Source organism: Halomonas meridiana (assembly GCF_009846525.1).
Lineage (GTDB): Bacteria > Pseudomonadota > Gammaproteobacteria > Pseudomonadales > Halomonadaceae > Vreelandella.
Genome location: NZ_CP024621.1, coordinates 3,206,095 through 3,226,439, shown reverse-complemented (window position 1 = coordinate 3,226,439; position 20,345 = coordinate 3,206,095). Strand labels below are relative to the sequence as shown.

At 60.8% G+C, this 20,345-nt stretch carries 20 protein-coding genes; 10 read left to right on the top strand and 10 right to left on the bottom strand.

The features are described 5' to 3' along the window. Positions 1 to 28: 28 nt before the first annotated feature. The gene (locus CTT34_RS15355) at positions 29 to 1,054 is read right to left on the bottom strand and encodes a Fe(3+) ABC transporter substrate-binding protein (RefSeq protein WP_159343206.1); all 1,026 of its coding nucleotides are present in this window, start codon (positions 1,052 to 1,054) and stop codon (positions 29 to 31) included. A 240-nt stretch (positions 1,055 to 1,294) separates the two neighbouring features. Between CTT34_RS15355 and CTT34_RS15350 the strand changes: the two genes are divergently transcribed. Continuing rightward, entirely contained in the window at positions 1,295 to 2,392 is a 1,098-nt protein-coding gene (locus CTT34_RS15350; RefSeq protein ID WP_159343205.1) for an ABC transporter ATP-binding protein, read from the top strand. Positions 2,393 to 2,417: 25 nt separating this feature from the next. On the opposite strand, the gene CTT34_RS15345 is transcribed toward CTT34_RS15350, so the two are convergent. The 4 genes from CTT34_RS15345 to dctP all read right to left on the bottom strand — a co-directional run bounded on the left by CTT34_RS15345 (position 2,418) and on the right by dctP (position 7,290). Further along, positions 2,418 to 4,118: an ABC transporter permease gene (locus CTT34_RS15345; protein WP_159343204.1), complete on the bottom strand. Its 1,701-nt coding sequence runs from the start codon at positions 4,116 to 4,118 to the stop codon at positions 2,418 to 2,420. Positions 4,119 to 4,280: 162 nt separating this feature from the next. Beyond that, entirely contained in the window at positions 4,281 to 5,609 is a 1,329-nt protein-coding gene (locus CTT34_RS15340; protein WP_159343203.1) for a TRAP transporter large permease, read from the bottom strand. Further along, positions 5,606 to 6,109 (bottom strand): TRAP transporter small permease subunit, encoded by a 504-nt coding sequence (locus CTT34_RS15335; protein ID WP_159343202.1) that lies wholly within the window; start codon positions 6,107 to 6,109, stop codon positions 5,606 to 5,608. Before CTT34_RS15335 ends, CTT34_RS15340 begins: the two co-directional genes overlap by 4 nt. Before the next feature lie 77 nt (positions 6,110 to 6,186). Then, entirely contained in the window at positions 6,187 to 7,290 is a 1,104-nt protein-coding gene (gene dctP / locus CTT34_RS15330; protein WP_159343201.1) for a TRAP transporter substrate-binding protein DctP, read from the bottom strand. 332 nt (positions 7,291 to 7,622) lie between these two features. Here dctP and CTT34_RS15325 point away from each other — a divergent pair, with 332 nt between their 5' ends. Together CTT34_RS15325 and CTT34_RS15320 are read left to right on the top strand one after the other, a co-directional pair. Continuing rightward, entirely contained in the window at positions 7,623 to 9,824 is a 2,202-nt protein-coding gene (locus CTT34_RS15325; protein WP_159343200.1) for a tRNA(Met) cytidine acetyltransferase TmcA, read from the top strand. Between the two features lie 32 nt (positions 9,825 to 9,856). Next, positions 9,857 to 11,314 carry an aminoacyl-histidine dipeptidase gene (locus CTT34_RS15320; protein ID WP_159343199.1) on the top strand — a complete coding sequence of 486 codons (1,458 nt, stop codon included), beginning with the start codon at positions 9,857 to 9,859 and terminating at the stop codon, positions 11,312 to 11,314. Between the two features lie 92 nt (positions 11,315 to 11,406). Here the strand turns inward: CTT34_RS15320 and CTT34_RS15315 are convergent, their stop codons facing one another. Together CTT34_RS15315 and CTT34_RS15310 are read right to left on the bottom strand one after the other, a co-directional pair. Continuing rightward, positions 11,407 to 11,883 (bottom strand): Dps family protein, encoded by a 477-nt coding sequence (locus CTT34_RS15315; protein WP_159343198.1) that lies wholly within the window; start codon positions 11,881 to 11,883, stop codon positions 11,407 to 11,409. Positions 11,884 to 12,130: 247 nt separating this feature from the next. Next, the gene (locus CTT34_RS15310) at positions 12,131 to 13,264 is read right to left on the bottom strand and encodes a glycerate kinase (protein WP_159343197.1); all 1,134 of its coding nucleotides are present in this window, start codon (positions 13,262 to 13,264) and stop codon (positions 12,131 to 12,133) included. Between the two features lie 117 nt (positions 13,265 to 13,381). On the opposite strand from CTT34_RS15310, the gene CTT34_RS15305 reads away from it, so the two are divergent. Genes CTT34_RS15305 through CTT34_RS15290 form a run of 4 tightly spaced genes read left to right on the top strand, consistent with a single transcriptional unit; the run spans position 13,382 to position 16,049 of the window. Further along, the gene (locus CTT34_RS15305) at positions 13,382 to 13,945 is read left to right on the top strand and encodes a hypothetical protein (RefSeq protein WP_159343196.1); all 564 of its coding nucleotides are present in this window, start codon (positions 13,382 to 13,384) and stop codon (positions 13,943 to 13,945) included. Beyond that, complete coding sequence (locus CTT34_RS15300) at positions 13,942 to 14,316, top strand: hypothetical protein (RefSeq protein ID WP_159343195.1); 375 nt, start codon at positions 13,942 to 13,944, stop codon at positions 14,314 to 14,316. The genes CTT34_RS15305 and CTT34_RS15300 overlap by 4 nt, the downstream gene beginning before the upstream one ends. Then, positions 14,316 to 14,987 carry a DUF1007 family protein gene (locus CTT34_RS15295; protein WP_159343194.1) on the top strand — a complete coding sequence of 224 codons (672 nt, stop codon included), beginning with the start codon at positions 14,316 to 14,318 and terminating at the stop codon, positions 14,985 to 14,987. Before CTT34_RS15300 ends, CTT34_RS15295 begins: the two co-directional genes overlap by 1 nt. Before the next feature lie 57 nt (positions 14,988 to 15,044). Further along, positions 15,045 to 16,049 (top strand): nickel/cobalt transporter, encoded by a 1,005-nt coding sequence (locus CTT34_RS15290; protein ID WP_159343193.1) that lies wholly within the window; start codon positions 15,045 to 15,047, stop codon positions 16,047 to 16,049. 2 nt (positions 16,050 to 16,051) lie between these two features. On the opposite strand, the gene CTT34_RS15285 is transcribed toward CTT34_RS15290, so the two are convergent. Next, positions 16,052 to 16,471, bottom strand: a complete 420-nt coding sequence (locus CTT34_RS15285; RefSeq protein WP_159343192.1) for an HIT domain-containing protein — start codon at positions 16,469 to 16,471, stop codon at positions 16,052 to 16,054. 166 nt (positions 16,472 to 16,637) lie between these two features. Between CTT34_RS15285 and CTT34_RS15280 the strand changes: the two genes are divergently transcribed. Both CTT34_RS15280 and CTT34_RS15275 read left to right on the top strand, forming a co-directional pair. After that, a complete protein-coding gene (locus CTT34_RS15280) occupies positions 16,638 to 16,769 on the top strand; it encodes an entericidin A/B family lipoprotein (protein ID WP_044630151.1) in 132 nt (43 codons plus the stop codon). Between the two features lie 117 nt (positions 16,770 to 16,886). Continuing rightward, a complete protein-coding gene (locus CTT34_RS15275; RefSeq protein WP_254436402.1) occupies positions 16,887 to 17,246 on the top strand; it encodes an I78 family peptidase inhibitor in 360 nt (119 codons plus the stop codon). Here the strand turns inward: CTT34_RS15275 and CTT34_RS15270 are convergent. Next, complete coding sequence (locus tag CTT34_RS15270; protein WP_159343191.1) at positions 17,243 to 17,848, bottom strand: LysE family translocator; 606 nt, start codon at positions 17,846 to 17,848, stop codon at positions 17,243 to 17,245. The genes CTT34_RS15275 and CTT34_RS15270 overlap by 4 nt on opposite strands. A gap of 96 nt (positions 17,849 to 17,944) precedes the next feature. On the opposite strand from CTT34_RS15270, the gene CTT34_RS15265 reads away from it, so the two are divergent. Next, complete coding sequence (locus CTT34_RS15265) at positions 17,945 to 19,339, top strand: aminotransferase-like domain-containing protein (RefSeq protein ID WP_159343190.1); 1,395 nt, start codon at positions 17,945 to 17,947, stop codon at positions 19,337 to 19,339. On the opposite strand, the gene CTT34_RS15260 is transcribed toward CTT34_RS15265, so the two are convergent. Then, entirely contained in the window at positions 19,340 to 20,344 is a 1,005-nt protein-coding gene (locus CTT34_RS15260) for an ion transporter (RefSeq protein WP_159343189.1), read from the bottom strand. It abuts the gene before it with no gap. Position 20,345 lies beyond the last annotated feature (1 nt).

Below are 20,345 nucleotides of genomic sequence, written 5' to 3'. Positions count from 1 at the left end.
GCTTCAAAAGCGTGTGCCCAAGCCGCGCTTAACGCCAGCTAACGCGGTCGAAGATACGTACCGCTTCCGGGTTGTTCTCACCCAGAATGCTGATGTTGATGTCGTCTTTGGCGAAATCGCCCCAAGACTCCAGCACCGGGTTTTTCTTCACGCCTTCGACCACCGGGAACTCGTAGTTGCGCTCGGCCAGCACTTCTTGCGCTTGCTCAGAGGCCAGGAACTCCAGGAAGCGAATGCCGTTTTCCGGGTTTTGCGCGTTGGCGACCAGGCCAGCACCGCCGACGTTCACGTGGGTACCGCGGTCATCCTGGTTGGGGAAGATCACGCCCACTTTACGCGCGGCTTCACGCTCGGCGGCATCGTCAGAGTGCAGCAGACGCACGTAGTAGTAGTGGTTACCGACCGCGAGGTTACACTCACCGCTAGCAACGCCCAGAATCTGGTCGGTGTCACCGCCTTCCGGGTCGCGAGCCATGTTGTTCACGACGCCCTGGGCCCACTCTTGCGCGCCCTCTTCACCGTGGTGCTCGATCATCGACGCCAGCAGGGACTGGTTGTAGATGTTGTTGGAAGAGCGGATGCACACTTGGCCTTCGAACTGCGGATCGGCCAGATCTTCGTAGGTGGCGATCTGACTCGGGTCGAAGTTTTCGCGGTTGTAGTAGATCACACGGGCGCGCTGGCTAAAGCCAAACCACATGCCTTCCGGGTGACGCATGGACTCCGGCAGGCGCTCGTTGAGCACGTCAGAGTCTACGCTTTGAAAAATGCCGTCTTGCTCCGCGCGCCACAGGTTGCCTGCATCCACGGTCAGCATGACGTCGGCAGGGCTCGCGACGCCTTCACGCTGCATACGCTCCATCAGCTGGTTGGCGTCGCCTTCCAGTACGTTCACTTCAATACCCGTCTCGTCGGTGAACGCTTGGTAGAGAATCTCGTCAGAGTCGTAGTGACGAGCAGAGTAGATGTTGACTTCGTTAGCGAGTGCGCTGGTGGCAAACGCGGAACCGGCCATGATGGCAGCAACGGAAGCCGAAAGACGTGCCTTTTTCATAAAAAATACCCTGAATGTTTATGATAATAAGTTGCATTAGCGCCGTAGCGTATTGAAACGCCTTGGTCGGAACGCGTCAAGTGAAATGATAATGACACGCATCTATTTTTGTAACGCGGCGCATTGACGGGCAAACGTGCATCTCTTGCCAATAGAAAATAGAATGCAAATACCTTTCAACCGTGTTTGCAACGGCTGCGTCCCTGCGTACTCGTTGTGAACAAACCCATGGGTGAACGAATGACGGCAACAGTCTCTCTTTCTGACGTGGCCGCTCCCGCATCGGCGCTGTCGCTGCGCGGTGTGCAACACACGTTTGCAGCCAATCACGTCGTCAAAGGCATCGACCTCGACATTGCCCAGGGCGAGGTGGTCTGCCTGCTTGGCCCGTCTGGCTGTGGTAAAACCACGCTACTGCGCATCGCCGCAGGGCTCGAAGTGGTTCAAGAGGGCACCGTCAGCTTAGAAGGGCAGGCCATCGCAGCCCCGGGCAAGCGTCATGTGCCGCCAGAGAAGCGGAATGTCGGGCTGGCGTTTCAAGACTCTGCCCTTTTTCCGCACTTGAGCGTGCTGGAAAATGTCACCTTTGGTTTGAAGCATCTGCCCTCTGGCCAGCGCCGCGCCCGGGCACTGGAGCTATTAGCGCAGCTGGGCATGGCCGATTACGCCGAGACTTATCCTCACATGCTCTCGGGCGGCCAGCAGCAGCGGGTGGCGCTCGCCCGCGCCCTGGCGCCTACCCCCAAACTGATGCTGCTGGATGAGCCCTTCTCTAGCCTGGATGCCCGGCTACGTGACCGGATTCGTGACGATACGCTGCACGTGCTGAAAAAGCTGGGGTCTGCGACACTGCTGGTCACCCACGACCCGGAAGAGGCGATGTTCATGGCTGACCGCATTGCCTTGATGCGCGATGGCAAGATCGTCCAAACGGGCACGCCGCGGGAGCTTTACTGCGCGCCGGTCGATCCATTCGTCGTGACCTTTTTTGGGGAGGTAAACGAGTTGGACGGCGTGGTTCAGGACGGAGTGGTACACACCCCGGTAGGAGACGTGGATGCGAGCTGGCTGCCCGAAGGCAGCGCCGCGCAGGTGATGATTCGCCCGGAGGCGCTGCGCATCAAAGAGCGCGACCTGCCGGCCGATGCCCATAGCCACAGCCACGTGGTGATGGCGAAACTGCTTGGCCGCACGAGCTTGATACACCTCTGCGCCCACGGCGTGGATGGCCAGGAGGCACACCTCCACGCCCGTGTGCCGGGTGTCTTCCTCCCCCAGGAGGGTCAGCCGATCGATATCGATCTCGACCACTCCCAAGTGTTCATCTTCCCGCGTTAAGCGCCTGGTGTTGTCAGGCGTCTACTTACTCGGCTTGGCTGCCTGGGCGCGCCCGGCGCATCGCCAAGCTGAGTAGAATCACCGGCAAAATACCCACTACCACGATGGTCAACGAGGCCGTGGAGGCCTCCGCCAGACGTTCATCGGATGCCAGGCTATGGGCGCGCACCGCCAGGGTATCGAAGTTGAACGGGCGAAGGATGATCGTGGCGGGCAGCTCCTTCATCACGTCCACGAAGACCAGAATGCCGGCAGCCAATAGGCTGCTGCGCATCAGCGGCGTATGAATGCGCCGCAGCGTCCCCCCAGCGGTTTGCCCCAGCGTGCGTGAGGCGGCGTCCATGCTCGGGGTGACCTTCCCCAGGCTTGCCTCGACCGCGTTGAACGACACCGCCAAAAAACGCACCACGTAAGCGTAAATCAGGATGAATGCCGTGCCGCTGAAGACCAGCCCGATGATGGTGTCGTAATGAGTATGCAGCCAGGTATTGAGCGCGTTATCCAGCCAGGCGAATGGGATCAAAATGCCCACGGCCACCACCGACCCCGGAATGGCGTACCCCATCGCCGCGATGCGGGTAAACAGCCGTGCACTGGGGGAGTCGTGTAGCCGCACGCCGTAACTCAGCAGCACCGCTAGCCCCACGGCAATCAGCGCTGCTACCGTCGCGAGGCTCAGGCTGTTAATGGCAAAGCCGATGAAGCGCGTCCCAAACAGGCTGTCGCCGGTGGTGATCGCCATCTCCAACAGAATGCCGCTGGGCAGCAAGAAACCAACGCCGATTGGCAACAGGCAAGCCAGCGTTGCCCCGGCGGCGTGCCAGCCGTGCAACCGATATTCGGGTAACTGCTGATAGCGGTTGGTGGTGTGGAAGTAACGGCGTTTCCCCCGCGACCAGCGCTCCAGCAGCACGAAGGCAATCACGAAGGTAAGTAGGCAGGCGGCCAGCTGGGCCGCAGCAATCGGCTCGCCCAAGCCAAACCACGTGCGGTAAATACCGGTGGTAAAAGTGTCCACACCAAAGAACTGGACCGCGCCGAACTCATTGAGCGTCTCCATCAACACCAACGAGACGCCGCCCACCAGCGCCGGGCGCGCCAGCGGCAGCGCCACGCTGCTGAATAGCCGCCAGGGCCCGCGTCCTAGTGTGCGCCCGACATCCAGTACGCACACCGACTGCTCTAAAAACGACGCCCGGGCCAGCAGGTAGACATACGGGTAGAGCACGAAGGTGATCAGCGTAGCGGCACCGCCCAGCGAACGCACGTTAGGGAAGTAGTAATCGCCCACCTGCCAGTCGAACCACTCCCGCAGCAGGCTTTGTAGCGGCCCGGCCACTTGCAGAAAGTCGGTATAGGCGTAGGCGATCACGTACGTCGGCACGGCCAGCGGCAGCAAAAGCGCCCACTCGAACAGACGCTTGCCAGGAAAGCGACACATGACGACCAGCCAGGCGGTGCCGGTGCCGATCACGAGCGTCCCTAGCCCTACCCACAGCGCTAACCAGAAGGTGTTGGAGAGGTAGCGGGGTAGGACCGTGCTGGCCAAGTGCTGCCAAACACCCTCGGTGGGCATCACGATATGCGCCAATACGACCAAGATGGGGAGCGCCACGATCAGAGCGATCAAGAACAGCGCAACGGACCACGGGCTGAGCGACAGCGTAAAGCGTGAAGCGAAACCTGACAGCAGAGCCGAGGGTGAGCGGCGAGCAGGCGTAGACACGTCGTGGACTCCTTGGACGAGAGGCAGCGTGGCTCGTCAATGCGAAAAAATAGCGGCTGCAAATAGTATCACCTGGGCTAGAAGGGTGCAGCCAGCATTCCTACAGGCAAAAAAAATCCCTCCGCGGTGCGGAGGGATGCGTAGCGTCCGAGGATGACGCGATCAGTAACCGACCATTAGGCTTGGCAGCCCGGTGATCAGGCCAGGGAAGATCGACATCAAAATACACGCCAAGATGATGATGATCACGAAGGGCACCACCGCTTTGTAGAGATCGACGATCTCGACGCCAGGCGGCGCGACGCCTTTCAAGTAGAACAGCGCATAGCCGAACGGCGGGGTCAGGAAGGAGGTTTGCAGGACCACGGCCACCATCACCACGAACCACAGCACGTCCACGCCCATCTGAGAGATGATGGGGAGCATGATCGGGAAGCTCAGCAGCACGATACCGGTCCAATCCAGGAACATGCCCAAAATGAAGACCAGGAACAGCATCAGCAGCAGCGCGCCAAAGGTGCCTCCCGGCATGGCCAGCACGAAGTCGCTGATCACCGTCATGCCGCCACCAATCGAGAACACGCCGGTAAACGCCGTGGCGCCTACCAGGACCAGCATCACCATAGTGGTGGTTTTGCCCGCTTCGATCAGCGTGTTGTAGCAGGTCGAGAGCTTGCGGTCACCGAAGATCAGGAACAGCAGGAAAGCGATGAACACACCAATCGCCGAGGCTTCGGTCGCGGTGGCGATCCCGGTGAACAGGGCGCCGAGTACGCCCAGAATCAGCGACATCGGCGGTACGACGTATTTACCCAGCATGATCAGCAGCTCTCTGGTGCTGACCTCGGCGCGCTCCTCTTTCGGCACTTTGGGGCCATAGCTGGGTTTCAGCCAGCAAATCAGCACCACGTAGAGCGCGTACATCACCCCCAAGAGCAGCCCAGGAATCAGCGCTCCGGCAAACAGCGCGCCCACGGACACTGGCGAGTAGCTGGCCATCAAGATCAGCATGATGCTGGGCGGAATCAGAATGCCCAGGCAGCCGCTCGCCATGATCACGCCCGCGCTGAGCTCTTTGTTGTAGCCATACTTGAGCATCGGCACCAGCGCGATCATCCCCATGACCGCAATGGACGCCCCGACGATGCCGGTAGTGGCCGCCAATAGTACCGACACCACCACCACGGTCAGCGCCAGGCCGCCGCGCACGTTGGCCAACAGCAGACGCATGGCGTCGAACATCTTCTCCGTCACGCCGGAGTCGTTGAGAAAGCGTGCCATCAGAATGAACAGCGGAATGGCGACCAGCACATAGTTGTCCATGGCGTTGCCATAGACGTTGTTGATGATGATGCCGAGAGTGTTGATACCGGGGCCTAGATACGCGCCGATGACCGCCATACCGCCTAGCACAAAGGCGAGCGGATGGCCCATAAACAGCCCCACCAGCAGTCCGCCAAACATCACTAGCGTTAGTAGTTCTGCACTCATGCGGACTTCTCCTCACGCAGTTGCATGATGGCGCGTAGGACGATGGCAATCGCCTGCAGCAAAATCAGCGCGGCGGCCACGACGATCACCCCTTTCACCGGGTAAACGGGAATCGAGACCATGCCGTAAGTCGTTTCACCACGGCTGAAGGAGCGCTCGAAGAAGCGCCAGCCGTAGGTCAGCAGCAGCCAAATGAACGGCACGAAAAAGACCAGGTAGCCAATGAGATCCAATACGGCCTGTTTCTTGCGGGATAGCAGCCGTTTCACCACGTCGACTTCCACGTGGGCATGATGGCGCAGCCCGTAGGCGGCCATGAGCATGAAGTGGGCGCCAAACAGCATTTTCGTCACATCGAACGCCCAGTCGCTGGGGCGGCCAAAGAAAAAGCGCGACACGATGTCGTAAAGCACGATAAGGGTAATGATGGCAATTAACGGCGCAATGATGCGGCCAAACAGCTCGTTAATCGCATCGATCGCCTTGGCAATCGCATTCATGGAAGATCTCCGCAACTGAGCTAAGGCCGCCCCGACAAGGGGAGGGGCGGCCGTGTTACGCTTTTATAGTGAGTGCCTTACAGGCAGGCTTCGATCTCTTCCAGTGAGGGCAGGTTGTCCATGGTACGGCTCATGTTGAACGGGGCCGTCACATCACGCCATGCGGCGTACTCTTGCAGGTAGGTGATCATGGAGTGGTAGACCTTGGCGTGGTCTGGGTTTTCACAGGCACCGCGTACGATGACCTCGTTGGTGATCTCTTGGATACGCGCCAGGTCTTCTTCCGAGAACTGATTGATGGTCACGCCCGCGTCGATGAACTTCTGGGTCGCTTCGGTGGACTCGCGCTCAGACCAGGAGAGTGTCCACGCCATGGTGGCTTCGGCAGCGATACGCAGTTTGGCTTGGGTCTCTTCGGAGAGTGCGTCCCACGCGTCTTTGTTGATCATGACGCCGAACACGCTCGCCGACTGGTGCCAGCCGGGGGTGGCCCAGTAGTCGGCGACTTCGGCAAAGCCTGCATTGAAGTCAACGCCAGGGGTGGAGAACTCACCTGCGTCGATCACCCCACGCTCGATGGCTTGGTACACTTCGCCACCGGCTAGCGTGACCTGGGAGCCGCCCAGCTCTTCGAGCACGCGGCCCTGGTCACGGCCGGAGAGACGCAGACGCTTGCCTTCCAGGTCGGCGATGCTCTCGATGGGCGTGCGGCCCATGAAACCCGATTCGTTGTTGGTGATGCCGTAGGGCAGGTACACCATGTTGTACTGGCCGTAGATCTCCTGGTAGAGCTCGAAGCCACCCCACTGTTGGATCCAGTTCAGATAATCGACACCGTTGAACAAACTGGTGGTGGTGGCTAGCGGCGAAAACGCCGGATTCAGGCCCGCCCAGTAGCCGGGCCAGTCGCCTGCGGCTTGAATGGCACCGGTTTCGGTCGCATCGAAGACCTCGGTACCAGGCATCAAGGTGCCGCCTGCGCGGAAATTGATTTGGACTTCATCGCCCGCCAGTTGATTGACCAGCTCGGCCCAATGCTGATCGATCTTGATCAGGTCGAGGTTCTCCGGCCACGTGGTGGTCATGGTCCACTGCTCCTGCGCTTGAGCGGTAGACGTGAGGGCGGCGAAGGCGACGCCAGCGGCAAGGCTGGTGAGTGCGAATTTTGTGGTCTTTTTCATTGTATGTTTCCTGGTACTTTGGCGGTTAGCGTTATTAGTGTTGGAGACCTGAAAGCAGGAAAGTACAGCGAGCAGGCTGACGTTTACGTAAAGTAAAACAACGCTGCGCTGCATCGCTAAGCTAGCACACTCCACCCGCTGCAACGCAATATCAGTAAATCAAGGAAGTTAACGCGGCGGACATCGCAGAGAAAATGTGAAAAAAGCCGTTAAAACATTGCTTTAAAAGGTACTTCTACGCTCTTTACTCTGTCTTGAAGGGTGAGAAAACGTTGAAAAGCCCGGGTTTGTTCAACCAAAGTTGTAAGAGAATTCTTGCCTAAGGAGCCGCTATGGGCGGGTCACGCCACGCCGACCCCACCTCACCCCGCAAACACGTCGACAGGGAGGCTGCCACGCTCGTTTGTCATGCCCGCCGTTTAAAGCAGCGGGGCTGGCGCGGGCTGGTGTGGTTAAGCGGTGCACCAGCGCAGGCCCGTCAGCAGGCACTGGCGCTGTGGCAGGCCGCCGACTGGCAGGCACCCCTTTGGGTGGGCGATGCCCAACAGTCCCCCGTCGCTGCCAGTTTACCTAGCCGTAAAGCGCGTACCCGGCTGGGTGTCGAGCACCAGCTAGTGATCCTCGATGCCAGTGGCCACGAAGGGCTAGACCCCGATGCGCTGGGTGCGCTGGCGGGGACGGTGAGCGCAGGCGGCTTACTGGTACTCGTCACGCCATCGTCATGGGGCTGCCAGCCCGATCCCAACTACGCTCGCTTTGCCGATTACCCCTGGCCTTGGGAGCACCTCAGTGCCCACTACCTCACGCGTATGGCCCGCTTGCTGGGGGCGTCGACCAAGGTAGTGCGCTGGCCGGTGGGAGGAGCGCTGCGATTGCCGACCTTGGCCAAACGGCCGAGCGCCCCTGAGTCCTGTGAAGACACCGACTGTCTTACTGCGGACCAAGCCTTGGCGGTGAGCGCGCTGGTCAAGCTCAAGCGCCGTCGACCGCTGGTGGTGACCGCCGACCGGGGGCGGGGCAAGAGCGCTGCCCTGGGCATTGCCTGCGCACGGCTACTGCAACAAAGCGACGGTGGCGAGTGGCTGCTCACCGCGCCTCGGCTGAGCGCCGTGGAGAGCGTCTTTAGCCGTGTGGCGGCGCTGTGCCCGGCGCTACAGCGCCACGGCCCTGCCGAGGTGTCGCTTGCCAACGGCAGTCGGCTGCGCTTTTTGCCGCCGGATGTACTGACAGAACAGATCGAGCAGGGCGCGCTAGGGGGCAGCGGCAGTACGCTGCTGGTGGATGAAGCTGCCGCCATTCCAGCGTCGTTGCTGGCCCGCTGGCTGGCGGCTTTTCCGCGCATTGCCTTTGCCACCACGGTGCATGGCTATGAAGGCTCTGGGCGCGGTTTTGCCCTGCGTTTTCGCGACGTGCTGGATCGCCAAGCGCCCCAGTGGCGAGAGCTAACGCTGCAAACGCCAATACGCTGGTCCGTCGGGGACCCGCTGGAGTCGCTCATCCAACGGTTGCTCTTGTTGAATGCGCCGCTACCTAACGCACTCCCCTCACAAGACGAGTTGCCACATAGCATCGTGCTCAGCCAAGCGCAGCTCGCCGCGCAGGACGCACGATTAGAAAAGCTGTTTGGCCTGCTGGTGCAGTCCCACTACCGCACCACGCCGAGCGATTTACGCCAGCTGCTGGATGGCCCCGGCACGGGACTACGCATGATACTCAGCCGTGACGGGGAAGACCCGCAAGCCGTCCTGGTCACCCGCGAAGAGGGGGGATTCGGGGCCGAGCTTGCCGACCAAGTGGCCAGGGGTGAGCGTAGGCCTCAGGGGCATTTGCTGGCGCAGTCGCTCGCAGCCCATGGCGGCAGCCGTGAGGCACTGACCGCCCGCTGGCGACGGGTGGCGCGTATTGCCACGCACCCCCAGCGTCGCCGAGAAGGACTAGGAAGGCAGCTCCTAGAAGAGGATATCGATAGCGCCACCCAGCAAGGGGTGTCCCTGTATGGCGCCACCTTCGGGGCGGAAGCGTCGCTGCTGCGCTTCTGGCGGGCGCTAGGGTTCGTGCCGGTACGCTTAGGCATGACCCGCGAAGCGGCGACCGGCGAATACGCCGTGATGGTCGCCAGGGCGCTCAACCCGGAGGGGCGCGCGGTACTGGACACCTTGAGGAGCGGCTTTGCCGCTTCGCTGCCTAGCCTGCTGGCCTTCGAGCTGGCCGCATTGCCTGCGTCGGTCGTGGCGCTGCTGCTCGCTGCACTGCCCGCCCAGCCGCTCGGCACGGCCGAGCGCCAAGCCATTCATGACGTAGCTTATGCCCGTCGCGACCCCGCTCTGGCCCGACCCGCGCTACAGGCGCTGGCGAGAGAAGCCAGCCGTCAGCCGCTGGGCGAGGCGCAGCAGGCACACCAGCAGCTCGCCGCTTGGGCCTACCAAAATCAACCACTGGTTAAGGCGCAGAACGACGCCGTGCAGCGCTTGCGCGATGCAGCTCGACAGGTGATCGCCGCGTGCGCGCTTTTCCCCAGTGAGCCAGAGCGGTAAAGTAATTCGGTTATCGATAATGAAGAGTTTCCATGAACGCACATCTAGCAGCGCTCGAGCCACGCCTTGTATGGCAGCACTTTCGTACTCTGTGTAATACGCCGCGCCCCTCCGGTCATGAGGCCGCGTTGGTCGCTATCTTGGAAGCCTGGGCGGAGGCGCAAGGGCTTGCCCACGACCAGGATGCCTTCGGCAACCTGCGTATCCGCAAGCCTGCCACCCCTGGCTGTGAAGGCGCGCCGGGAATCGTGCTGCAAGGGCACCTGGATATGGTGGCCCAGGCCAATGCGGGGCATGAGCACGACTTTACCCGTGACCCCATTCGCACCGTGGTCAAAGAGGGATGGCTTCACGCTGAAGGCACTACTCTAGGAGCGGATAATGGCATGGGCGTGGCGGCCATTTTGGCCGTGCTGGAAGACCCCGAGCTGACCCATGGCCCGCTGGAAGCGCTGTTCACCCTGGAGGAAGAGACCTCCATGGGCGGTGCGCTGAATCTTGCCGAAAACTGGTTGGAAGGCTCGCTGCTGCTGAATTTGGATAGCGAAGACCGCGGCGAGGTGTATATCGGCTGTGCGGGCGGCGCGGATGTGGTGGTCGATGCGCAGCTGCCCAGCGCCGCGCTGCGAGACGATGAGCAGCTGCTTTCCCTCTCGCTCACCGGCCTGAAAGGCGGCCACTCGGGCATGGATATCCATCAGCCGTTGGGGAACGCTAACCGCCTGCTGGTGCGCGTGCTGTGGGCACTGGAGGCGTACGATGCCCGCCTGGTGAGCTACCAGGGCGGCACGCTGCGTAACGCTATTCCCCGCGAAGCCTTTGCCCAGGTGGCACTGCCCGCCGACGATATGGACGCCGCTCTGGCAACTGTCAAGAAGTTGGCCGCTACTCTCAAAGCCGAGCTGGGCAGTGGCGACAGCGGCCTGGTATTGATCGCCGAGCGCGCTGAAAAGACCGACGCCGAGCCGCTGACCCGAGACGCCAGCGCCATGCTGCTGGCGGCGCTGCATGCCGCCCCCTGCGGCGTCGAGCGCATGAGCGCAGACGTGCCCGGCGTGGTCGAAACCTCCAATAACCTGGGCGTGTTAAGCGTCGAGCAGGGGCGCTTCCACCTCTGCGCCCTGGTGCGTTCGTTGCACGACAGCGCTGCCGAGGCAATGGCTGGGCGTTTTCAGGCGCTGTTTGGGCTAATGGGTGCACGGGTGAAAGTCGAGAACGGCTACCCCGGCTGGGCACCCAACCCGGATAGCCCGCTGCTGGCCACTTTCAAGGCGCGCCATGCGGCGCTGATGGGCCACGCACCCGAGGTGAAAGTGATTCACGCAGGGCTTGAGTGTGGCATTTTAGGCAGCAAATACCCCCAACTGGATATGATTTCCTTTGGCCCGCTGATTCGCGGCGCACACTCCCCGGATGAGCGAGTGGAAATAGCGTCCGTGGCGGAGTTCTGGGCCATGCTGCGCGATCTGGTGGAAGCGCTGGCGAAGTAGCGCCGTGTTCATGCCACTCACCCGCAACAAAAAAAACGGCACCTCGGTGCCGTTTTTATTCACTACCTGTTAACCAGGGCTGTTTAACGCACTTATTTACCTAAATAGGCGTTAAGCATCCACACGGTTTTTTCCTGCTCGCGGATGTAGTCGCCCGCCTGGGCGGCGGTGCCTTCGTCGTCGGCGTCAGACGCCAGTGCCAGCAATTCGCGCTGCAGTTCGATCAGCGTTTGATAGCCGGTGAGCACACCCTGCACGCAGGTTTTACCGTCGTGAACGTCTTTGTCTTCCTGAATGCGCGACAGCTTGGCGTAATCACTGTACGCATGAACCGGCTTGTGGCCCAGGGTCAGAATACGCTCTGCGACTTCGTCCACTTTGGTGAGCAGGTCGGTGTAGAACTCTTCGAATTTGGCGTGCAGTTCGAAGAAGTCATTGCCTTTCACGTTCCAATGATAGCCACGCACGTTCATGTAAAAAATTTGGTAGTTGGCCAGCAGGTGGTTGAGTTTCTCGGCCAGCTGGCTGGCACTGCCTTCGTGTAGGCCAATGCTGTTCATATCATCCATTGTGTGCTCCTCCATGGTTGGAGCCGCGCTGAAAAAGTACGGCCATCAAATCGTTTGATGTAGCTTAGAGCGCTGTGGTGGCGCTGCAAAACAGGTTTTTTGCATCGCAGCCATAGTGCCCTACCATTAGAGCGGTGAGCTGGCGACGGCTGGCTCATCGCTGATGAATAAACAGATGTAGGCGCAGGCGCGTCATTTCAAGGGGCTTGTCTTCAAGGCTCGTTCCAAGGCCCACGCAAAGGCGCGCTCAGCGGCTTGCAAGCCACAGGCGTGCGATGCTTTCGCAGCGGTCTGCCAGAAGCTCTGCCGTGCGGGGTAGCGCCTGTTCTAATGTCATAAGGCCATCGGCCAGCGCAAAGGCGGCGGTGACGCCCTCTTCCTTGCAGGCTTGCCAGCCGTCGCCCAGGCTACCCGCGAGTACAATCACCGGCTTGCCCTGGCGTTTAGCGGCGCGGGAGACGCCAATCGGCGTTTTGCCCGCCAAGCTCTGGCCATCTAAGCGGCCCTCGCCGGTAATCACTACATCTGCATCGTTCAGTAATTGGGCAAAATTCGCCTGCTGCATGATCATTTCAATGCCCGCCGTTAGCGTCGCGTTCAAAAAGCAGTGCGCCGCAAACCCCATGCCGCCTGCTGCCCCTGCTCCCGGCAGTGCTCTGTCATCTTTGCCGAGCGCTTTGGCTGTTAGGTCAGCAAAGTGGCCGAGCGCGCGATCTAGCGTTGCCACATCGGCGTCTGTCGCGCCCTTTTGTGGGCCGAAGACGGCACTGGCACCGCGTTCGCCTAGCAGTGGGTTATCCACATCCACGGCGGCCTCTACGCGTAAGTCGGCCAAGCGCGGGTCTAACGTCGAAAGATCCAGGGTCGCAAGCTGCTGGAGTGCGCCGCCGCCTGGGGGCAGTGGCTGGCCCTGGGCATCCAGTAGCGTGGCGCCCAGCGCCTGGAGCATACCGGCACCGGCGTCGTTGGTGGCGCTACCACCGAGCAGCAGCAGGGCATGGGTGGCGCCTGCATCTAGGGCAGCGAGAAACAGCTCGCCCACGCCGAAGGTGGTGGTATGCAGGGCGTTGCGCTCATCGCGGGTCAGGTGCTGCAGGCCGCTGGCTTCTGCCAGCTCGATAAACGCGGTACGCTGCTCGCTTAGCCAGCCCCAGGCGGCTTGGCGTGGCCGCCCAAGGGCGTCTTGCACCGTGAGCGTACGGCGCTCGGCATGGGTAGCGGCAATTAAGGCGTCCAGGCTGCCTTCGCCGCCATCCGCCAGGGGGCAGAGCTGTGTGATGGCGTTGGGCGCTGCCCGTTGAATACCTTGTGCCATGGCCTTGGCGGCCTCTTCGGCACTCAGGGCATCCTTAAAACTATCAGGACAAAGCAGTACATTCATCGCACAACCTCCTTAAAACGTTGTCTCAGCGTGTTGTCGTTCTTTTTAATGTCTGTTGGCGAGCTTAGCGCGCTGCTTGGTGACACACCAGCCATGACGGTAGCGAGAGGATTTTTCATGAAGGCCATACCCCTTAGCATTACCTGCCTGTTGGCACTGGCGGGTTGTCAGACGCTTCCTGACCGGCTGCCCCAAGCGGAGCCTGCGCCAGCGGCGGCTTGCTACTTCCCCACCGGCCAGTCTTCGCCAGATGAAACGCTGAGCGTTTTGACGGAAAGCATCGACGTGCTGGAAGCCTGGGGATTTTCGTTAGAGACCACTGATACGGAGCTTGGGCTAGTGAGTGCCTCCCGAGAGCGCGAGCTGATCGGCTACTACGACCGCTATGACTACGACTATGGCTACGGCAGCGGCTTCCGCCTGTTTGGCGGGTTTGGTATTGGTCGCAGTGTAGGGATTGGCGTGGGAGGCGCCTTCGGCCCAGGTTTTGGCCAGCAGCCCGTTGAAGTAGAGCGGGTATCGCTGCTTGCCCGCGATGGCCATCTGCGCATCTCACGGGACATTCGCCGCTTTGATCACCTGGGCGACTTGCGAGAGTCCTATAGTGCCAGTAACGATGACTTCTGTGGCCGTTTCCAGAAAGCTTTTTCGTCATCCGTCACACCGCAGGGGGCATCATGACACCATTCCGCCATACCTCATGGGTAGCGCTCACGCTGTGCGCCGCGTTATGGCTGGCAGGCTGTGCCACCACGCAACCCCTTGAACCGCGCGAGCTGCGCTATAGCGCGCCAATGGAGCACACCTTCCGCGAGGCGGTGGCACTGATGATGGAGCAGGGCTATGTGATACGCCACGCTGACTTGACCTTAGGGCGCGCCGAGGCAAGCCTGGCACGCTGGCCCGGATATCGGATTCAGCTTCAAGTAAGCGAAGCTCAAGGGGGAAGTCTGGTCAGCGTGTCAGCACTGCGCGGTAGCCAGCCGATACCGCCTTATGTGCTAGATCCCTGGCTCGTGGAGTTACAGCGCAAATTAGGAGAATTGCCGTGATGAATGCATGGTCACCTGCCACGCTGCGTCGTACCGGCCAAGCGCTGCTGGTGGGCAGCCTGTTGATCAGTTCGATGGCACAGGCCCACCCTCACGGCTGGATCGACATGAGCGTGCGTGTCATTACCAACGATGACGGTGCTGTCACCGGGCTTCATCAAACATGGCGGATGGACCCCTTCTATAGCCTGGTAGTGATGGAGGAGTTGCAGCAGGTGCCAGGCGCTAGCCTGGAGCAGGGGCTGGATCAGTTGGGCAGTGAGATTCGCGATAACTTGACTCCTCAGCACTACTTTACCGAGGTGCGGGTCGGCGACGAGCCGCAGACGTTTGGCGAGGTCACCGAGTACACCGCGATGGAGCGGGACGGCCGTTTGACGTTTATGTTCATTCTGCCGCTGGCCACGCCTCAACCCCTCAGCGGGCAGGTGCTGGAGTATCAAGTCTTCGACCCCACGTACTACATCGAGATGGTACACGAGGAGGAGGGCGACGAGCCCTCTCCACAAGCGCTGATTCTCAACGGCGAACCCGACTGCGCGCTCAGCGTACTACCCGCCGACCCCGACCCTGAGTTGGTCATGCAGGCAGCGCTGCTGGATACGGACGAAGAGGGCGAACCAGGGTTAGGCCGTCACTTTGCGGAAACGGGCCGCGTGGATTGTCGCTAGCCGCCCGTCGGTCGAGTCGTGTATAAAGTGTTACTTTATATCTTTTCTGGAGGGGGCATGCCGTTAACGCGACGACAACTCACCATCGGCGCTGTGGCGCTCATGGGCGTGGCGCTGCTGGTGTGGGCCATGCAGGTGAATTTACAGGGGGTGAGCCTGCAGCTATTGACGTGGCAGCGAGAGCTACACCGCAGTTTGACTCTGGCGATTACCGAGCTGTCACGAACGCCCACCACCGCCACATGGATCACGCTGCTCGGCGTCAGTTTTGCGTACGGCGTGTTTCATGCCGCAGGGCCGGGACACGGTAAAGCAGTATTGGCCACCTATTTGGCGTCTCATGGCGGTGCGACTCGCCGGGCGCTAGGGCTCTCGTTTGCTGCCTCGCTATTACAGGGCGTGACGGCCATTGCGATGGTGGCGGTATTGGTACACGGATTAGGCTGGGTGACGCGTCAAGCCATGGGCAGCGTGGCTTGGGTGGAGCAGGCCAGCTTTCTGCTGGTAGCGCTATTAGGGGCTTGGCTCTGCTGGCGGGCGGTGAAACAGCTGCGCCATGCCTATGCCGTGCAGAGTGAGCCGGTCATGGAGCACGTACATGCGCATGATCACAGCCACGACCACAGCCACGACCACAGCCACTGCTGTGGCGGTGCCCATCATATTGAACCCGAGCAGGCGTTGGATTGGCGTACGGCCTTGATGACCGTCGGGGCGATTGGTATGCGCCCCTGCAGCGGAGCGATCTTGATGCTAGGTGCCGCAAGCCTTTTAGGCCAATTTTACGTGGGGGTCGCGTCGGTGGTGGCGATGTCGCTGGGCACGGGCGTTACCGTGTCGATACTGGCCCTGGCGAGTATCGTGGCCCGAGGGTGGGCCACCAAGCGGCTACAAAAGCAGAGCCAGCAGCGGGTCGAAAAAGCCGCTGGCTGGGCGGCACTCACCGGTGGGGCGGTGATTATTGCGCTGGGGATTTCCTTGGCGCTGGCCGGTGCGGCACAGCCCGCCAGCGGCCCGTTACTCAACGAGCCGCCAGCACGAGGATCGCTTTTGGGCGGTTGAGCTTAAAGCGACAGCCCCTCAATGTGCGCTAGCAGCTGTTCCCGGCGTTCCCCCTGCTGGGCGAGCTCATAAGGCTTGGGAGTGCCGTTGCCCCACACCGGCGCGGGCCAGCTGGCGTCATCGGTATAGCGCACCACCAGATGGATATGTAGCTGGCTGACCACGTTGCCCAACGTGGCGATATTGAGTTTGTCGCCCTGGAAGGCCTCTTTCATGGCCGCGCCCAGTTGAGTGGCTTCCCGCCAAAGCTGGGCTTGCTCCGCTTGGCTCAGCTCGAACACTTCGCTGACCGAGGCCACTCTGGGCACCAGCACGACCCAGGGGTAGCGGGCATCGTTCATCAACAGCGCGCGGGAGAGCGGGAGATCCGCTAAAGGTAGGGTATCTGCTTCTAAGCGTGGGTCGAGTTCAAAGGTTGCCAAGCGGAGTGCTCCTAAGCCAAACGGTTTGGCAAGCATCATAGCAGGCAGCGGATAACTCAGCGAAAACAGGCGAAATTATTAAAATCTGTTACGCTAAAAACACTCCCAGGCGGTAAGGCTACCGCCGGAGCTTCCCGATGTTGAATGACTTGTTAAGGAGAACACGATGAAAAAACTACTGGCGACGAGCTTTATTCTGCTCATCACTGCGGGTGCTCTAGCGGGCTGCAACACCATCGCAGGGGCAGGACAAGACGTTGAAGAGGGCGGTCAAGCCGTTCAGGACGCCGCAAGTTAAGGTTCGATCTAACAGCTTGTTGTGCAACGTGCGGGCTAGGCAGCAATGTCTGGCCCGCACTGCGTATGAAGACAGCGAAACAAGTGATCAGACAAACGTCATCGAGGGAGAGCGATCATGATGCCCGTCAATCGTAGGATGACCACCCCGCCACGCCATCTAAAACGCGTGGGCAGCGCGCTGGCCGTGTTACTGCTCGCCGGATGTAGCAGCACACCCAGTGAAACCGCCGCGCCGAAGCCGCCGACGGTCGATCCCACCGCGCCGACCAACCAAACATGCGATGCCAGCGCCGTGCAGTACGCGATTGGTGCGCCCTTTGATGAGGCCAACGTGGCGACGCTCGAAGAGCAGAGCGGTGCCCGTCAGGTGCGTGTGCTGCGTCCCGGCAGCGCCGCGACCATGGACTACCGCGACGATCGGCTCAATATTCACTTGGAAAGCAACGACATGATCGAGGCGCTGCGCTGCGGCTAACGCAAAATCAGCCACACGCAGGCGGCGGTGAGTACGCCCATCGTGATGTTGAACCCGCGCCATGCTCGGTCGCTTTTGATCCACTGCCCGATGGCGCTGCCAAACGCGGCCCACAGGGCAATGCAGGGCAGCGCCACCAGCTCCGCAAACCCGGCCAGTACGAAAGCATTGATGACCGGCTGGCCGCTTTCCGGTAAAAAGCCCGCCATGAGCGCCAGCCCCATCACCCACGCTTTTGGGTTAGCGAATTGGAACATGGCCGCCTGCCAAAACGTCAGCGGTACCCCGTGCTGGCTACCGTGTAAATTGGGCGGCGGTGCGGTGGCGATTTTCCAGGCAAGGTAGAGCAAATAAGCACTCCCTATCCAGCGCAGCGTGGTTTGCACCACAGGGAAGCGTTCGAACAGCACGCCTAGCCCCAGTGCAATGCTGGCAAACAGTAAGAAACAGCCTCCTAAAATTCCCCACATATGCGGCATCGTACGTCGAAAGCCAAAGTTGGCCCCAGAAGCGGTAAGCATGATGTTGTTGGGCCCCGGAGTGAGCGTCATCGACATCATATAGAGCGCTGCTGGGCCAAGGATTAGCCATTCACTGTTCATTTTTTGTATCCATACAATTGTGATGATTGAGTTGTTGTTGGTCGTTTTTGTTAGCATAATGTGGCTAATTTTTACGTCAAAGGTTTTATTGTCACCATGACAATTTGGGTGCCTTCCATTGAACACATGAGCGGCCCACGCTATCGGGCGATTGCCCAGGCGATTGGTGATGCCATTACCAGCGGTGAATTAGCGCCAGATGACAAGCTGCCGCCCCAGCGACGATTGGCGGATGCGTTAGGCGTCACCGTGGGCACGGTCACCCGTGGCTACGCTGAAGCAGAGCAACGCGGCTGGGTGAGTGCCCGGGTAGGCAGCGGCACCTACGTGAAACAGCGCGGGCCAGCCCGTGTATTTGGCGGTCAGCCTGCTACGCAAGCCGGTGAGGACACGATTGATTTAAGCCTCAGCCTACCGCCGCCCCACCCCCTGCGAGAGCAGGCGATGAGCACGGCACTGAGTGCGTTAAGCACCTCGGCGGATGCGCTCAGGCGCAGCGTGGCTTACTCAAGTTCTCAAGGCAGTGACCACCACCGCGCCGCTCTCTCTCAGTGGCTCACGCAGTTAGGCATGCCCCTGAACGCGGAGGAACTGCTGATTACTCAAGGCGGGCAACACGGCATTAGCCTAACGCTCGGCACACTTTTGCGCCCGGGGGAGCTGGTCGCTGCGGATGCGCTGACGTACCCAGGAGCCATCAGTGCCGCCCAGCAGGCGCATCTCAAGGTGGTCGGCATTCCCTTTGATCAAGATGGGATGTGCATGGAGGCGCTGGAAGCACAGTGCGCTCGCCAGCCGCCCCGCTTGATTTATCTCACTCCCGATCAAAACAACCCCACCGGCCTCTGCCTGAGCGAAGCGCGCCGGGAGCAGCTTGTGGCTTTAGCGAGACGCTACGATATATGGCTGCTGGAGGATGGTGTGCAGTACCTACCCGATGAGCAGCGCGGCACGCCGCTGTATGAGCTGGCACCAGAGCGAACCTTGTTTGTGTTTAGCACGGCGAAAGTGCTGGCAGGCGGGCTGCGTATGGGCGTGCTGCGCGCGCCGCCTGCGCTGTTGGAACGGCTGGCGGCGGCATTGAGGGCGCAAAGTTGGATGGTGCCACCGCTCATGGTGGATTTGGTCTGCCACTGGGTGAGCCAGCCCTCCGCACACGAGCTACTGGCGTGGCAAACCCAGGAGCTGGCGGCGCGGCAGCAGATCGTGACGGACCATCTGGCGGGCTATTCGCTGAGCCGCCAGCCAAACGGCAGCAACGTATGGCTAACGCTGCCCGATGGCGTGCGGGCGCTAGAGCTGTGCGAACGGCTCCATCAGCAGGGCGTTAAAGTGACCAGCGCGGAACCCTTCTGCGTGGGCAGCGCCCCCGCCCCCCAGGCGGTGCGGATTTGCATCGGTGCCGCCGCCGACCAAACGGCGCTCAAGCGTGCGCTGGCGATTCTTCGAGCGAGCCTTGAGCAGCCGCCCTTGGCGACCGCCACGGTCTAGTTAGTCGTAGCGGTCTTTCCAACCCTGGTGGCGTACCTGCTCTTTAAGCATTTCGAGCACGTCGTAAAGCACCTGCTCGGTCACTTTGGCGCTGGTGTCGTCGACGGTTAGCCAACTGTCAAAGCCATTTTCAGCCGTTCGCTCCACGAGCTGGCGGAAGGCGGGGGAGTGCATGCCCTGGGCCATTTCATCCACCAATCGCTGGGCGACGCTGCTGATCGAGGCTTGCATCGCACTAGATGCGGTCTGCCCCATGGGTAAGCGGTGAAGCCGTCGAATTTCTGGGCTCTCCCGCAGCGTGCGGCTCACCAGATCATCGATGGCCGCCATGATGGCGGTGCGATTTTGCTGATAGGCTCGGCCTGCCGTGGCCTCTAAGCGCTCAGCAATTTCATGGATGAGCTGGGTTTTACGCGGCATGATCACCCGCTCGATGACGCGCTCGGTGAGCGAGTCGCTGGCAACGATCTGCTCCTGAACATTGCCAAGCAGGCGTAGCGCAATACGGTCAGAGAGTTCTTCCAGCAGAATATCGTAGTACTTGGCAAAAAACCGATAGACCGACCAGCGCGTCACGTCGATCAAGCGCAGCCGATGTAGCCGGTGCAGGAGCGAGATGACGCGAAACACGCGCAGCCAACGGAATCCACTGAGCGGAATGCAGCCCAGCACGTCGTACCAGTGCACAAACGGGTAAAAAAACCAGCGGTGATAGCGCCGCTCGGCAATCGCCACGGCCCAGCCCAGCAGCACATCGGCAATAAAGAAACTGACAAAGACCAAGTCAATGGCCATGAAGCGGCTGTGAATCGCCGTATCGTAAAAACGGTGAAAACCGGGCGCGATAGCGGCAATCGCTTGGTTGATCGGGCCAATCAGAAACAGCGAGTCAAACAGCAGCAGACTAAGGTTAATAATAACGGCGGCGAGGATCAGCAGATCCCAGCCGATGTGCGCATACTCAACGGCCTTGGGCAGGTGGGGATAGCGCTGCCTGATGGGCATG